At 41.7% G+C, this 1,466-nt stretch carries 3 protein-coding genes; all 3 read right to left on the bottom strand.

Annotated elements, in window-relative coordinates; genetic code table 11:
* Positions 1-91 precede the first annotated feature (91 nt).
* The 3 genes from H1R82_RS03410 to H1R82_RS14895 all read right to left on the bottom strand — a co-directional run bounded on the left by H1R82_RS03410 (position 92) and on the right by H1R82_RS14895 (position 1,295).
* Complete coding sequence (locus H1R82_RS03410; RefSeq protein ID WP_181732633.1) at positions 92-604, bottom strand: hypothetical protein; 513 nt, start codon at positions 602-604, stop codon at positions 92-94.
* A gap of 207 nt (positions 605-811) precedes the next feature.
* On the bottom strand, positions 812-1,129 hold the full coding sequence (locus H1R82_RS03405; RefSeq protein ID WP_181821592.1) for a hypothetical protein: 318 nt from the start codon (positions 1,127-1,129) through the stop codon (positions 812-814).
* Positions 1,077-1,295 (bottom strand): helix-turn-helix domain-containing protein, encoded by a 219-nt coding sequence (locus H1R82_RS14895; RefSeq protein WP_062843338.1) that lies wholly within the window; start codon positions 1,293-1,295, stop codon positions 1,077-1,079. Before H1R82_RS14895 ends, H1R82_RS03405 begins: the two co-directional genes overlap by 53 nt.
* Between the last annotated feature and the right edge of the window lie 171 nt (positions 1,296-1,466).

Below are 1,466 nucleotides of genomic sequence, written 5' to 3'. Positions count from 1 at the left end.
AAAAGATAGCAAACAGTGCACCACCAAAACCGAAAATCCCACCGATAAGCCCAAGAACAAATTCTGTTGTCCGGCTCATTGTCTATCCTCCTTATTGCACTTTGATTTCAAACTCAACCTTTTTGGTGTTCATAAAATCGGATGACATCACTTCGCCTAAATCCATTTTGATTTCTTTGACTGACTTGGGGTCCAGACGGTCATTATTATTGGTCAAGAAAGTTAGAACGCCATTTTGTTTGACACCGCCTGCAATCTCGCCACCAACTGAATCACCCATAAACATGTTGGCGTTTAATTGCTTATCGCCGACAACAATTTTCCCTTCTTGATCAGGCCACCAGGTGACTTGGTCTGAGTTTGTGTTCTCCAAGTTCATGCCGACCTCAATTCGATCCGGCTTGATGACAACCTCTGCAATGTTTACCTTGACTCCGAGTGCTTCAGTAGAGGCATTTGCTTTGAATCGCTTTTCGTCAGCTTTTTCAGCTTTGACTTCTTGTTTGGTCTGTTCGTTGGTCGCTTTAACTCCAGTATCAACATCATCGGGTCCGCACCCGGCAAGTAACAGCATCGACAGGCCGATTAATCCAATCTTTTTCATACTGTATACACTCCTCTATGTAGAGTTTTATATAATGAAAAGAAGAAGTATTTTGCACAAAAAGTGGAGGGGTGGGGTTACCCCTCCCTAAAGAGTCGTTGAGAATCGTTGAGAATGGCATTAGGGGATAAGTATTAAATTGTTGGCGGTTTAAACTGCCGGCGGTTCACCATGAAGGAACATACCTAATCACCTCCTTTGCAGGATTCACGCTTTTTCACCGCGAATCCTAAGAATCGCCAGTGTTAATCCGTGGTAATCAATCGCCTTTTTGTTGTATAATTCGATTAAGTCTAATTTTTCAACACATTCTTTGCATGCCTTGATCCCGTCATCCCATAATCCGGCAGGATCTTGGCATATTTTTATTTCTGATCGTTTTTTCTCCTGATAGCAAAAAGCGCAAATATCATTGCTTTTGGTTAAGTATGGTTGTGGCTCCATGTTTAACAGACTTCTGATTTTCTTTTCTTCACGGTCCGCAATTCGGGAGATTTTCTCCTGAATCCCCATGCTCCCTTTCATCTCCCCCATCGCTGATTAATTTATAAACCTCTGACTCTGGAATACGCCACATTCCTTGCACCTTTTTTGCCTGGACCCTACCTTCGCGACACCATTTTTTCACAGTATACGAGTCAACTGATAATAGCTCGGCAACCTTGCTTGGTTTAAGCAGTTTTTCTGTCACTATCCCTCCCCCTTTTCTTCCACATTTTGAATATAGTTCGTCTTCAAAATTCCTGTCAAAGCGTTGATATCTATATATATTGATGGATATCTGTTGCTTTCCATTGCATTCTGGCAAAAAAAAATTAGGGTATCAAACCCTAATAACTGTTGTTTGGTTAGGTTAAGTGTG

The sequence above is a fragment of the Thermoactinomyces intermedius genome (assembly GCF_013912365.1).
Classification (GTDB): Bacteria; Bacillota; Bacilli; order Thermoactinomycetales; family Thermoactinomycetaceae; genus Thermoactinomyces; species Thermoactinomyces intermedius.
The sequence above is the reverse complement of the archived record's forward strand: the minus strand, read 5'-3'. Positions and strand labels throughout refer to the sequence as shown.

Coding starts and splice junctions, on each gene's coding strand:
- H1R82_RS03410 (WP_181732633.1), bottom strand. CDS start 604: ATGAAAAAGATTGGATTAATCGGCCTGTCGATGCTGTTACTTGCCGGG.
- H1R82_RS03405 (WP_181821592.1), bottom strand. CDS start 1,129: ATGAAAGGGAGCATGGGGATTCAGGAGAAAATCTCCCGAATTGCGGAC.